2 pseudogenes are annotated in these 1,078 nt (G+C 54.3%); one reads left to right on the forward strand and one right to left on the reverse strand.

The window, feature by feature from the left end:
• Positions 1-496: pseudogene (locus X742_RS140420) on the reverse strand (hypothetical protein); the annotation flags it as partial.
• A 229-nt stretch (positions 497-725) separates the two neighbouring features.
• Between X742_RS140420 and X742_RS1000000176325 the strand changes: the two are divergent.
• Positions 726-951, forward strand: a pseudogene (locus tag X742_RS1000000176325) (hypothetical protein).
• Positions 952-1,078 lie beyond the last annotated feature (127 nt).

Consider the following 1,078-nt stretch of genomic DNA (forward strand, 5'->3'; position numbering starts at 1 on the left):
CATCCTTGCCCCGGCGCGGATCGTAGCCGACTTGGCTATAGATCATGTCGCGAAGACGGGATCCGGCGAGAATGCGGTAGTTGTCGCGGGCTTTTTCCGAGACGTTCACCCCGGCGTCTATGGCGTAATATTCCATGATCGCAAGGCTGACATCTGCCGGGTAGCAGTAGTGGGTTACGCCCCGGTGCGACACCTCGATATGAGCGGTTGCTGGGACTTTTCCGACCTTCTCGAGGATCGCCTTTATCCGCTGAATGCGAGGTTTTTGATCGACATCGTTCCACTGGCTGCTGATTGTGCCAATGTGGGCGTTCTGCACGTCGCAAAGCGCCGCGAGACCGCGCTGATTAAGGTAAGGCGTCCCGTCTGAAAGAACGCCCATAATAACGCCGTCAATCTCCCGCTCTTTTTCTACAACGAGGGGCAGATTGGGCTGATTTCCTTTTGGGCCGATCTGGCCAGATTTCATCGCCAAGCTATTGATTTTAAGTGACATTTTGGTGATTTCCTCAGACTGATTATCTGCAACCCTGATTTGAGTAACCTAAAGTAACACAACCTAAGCGATTTCTAATACGGCTTGCGAATGATTCCTCCTTGATACCCGGTTTTCAAGGCAAACAGCGCACAGACGGGGGGCTTAGGCGACACTCTCGCGTGTTGATCCTGTCTCTCCGATATAGGATGATAATCCTAGGTGGGGCGATTCTCGTAGAAGATCCCGAATGGCTAGGTCGAAACCGTTACAGCAATTATCGCAGGCTGAAATCGAGCGCTTTCTGGTGGCAGCGGAAGCGCTGCACCTAAGCATGGATCAAGCCGTTCATATCGCCACACTGCGACCACTACCGGGCAACGCGTGTCCTGAATGAAGTGCTGTTGAAAGCCGTGCGGGACGTGACCGGGAAGGAAGTAGAGTTCATCCGCTGGTTTGGTGGCGGTTCGGCCTAGCGATTAGATCGCTAGCTTGCCCACCCCCTACGGCTGGGTAGCACCCTAGGATCCCTCGTCTTTCAGCCAGTTCCAGCCACGGCCTTTGCGGGTCTGAGGGCAATCTAGAAGATATGGAGCGAGCGAC

It is taken from the genome of Mesorhizobium sp. LNHC229A00 (assembly GCF_000502415.1).
Classification (GTDB): domain Bacteria; phylum Pseudomonadota; class Alphaproteobacteria; order Rhizobiales; family Rhizobiaceae; genus Mesorhizobium.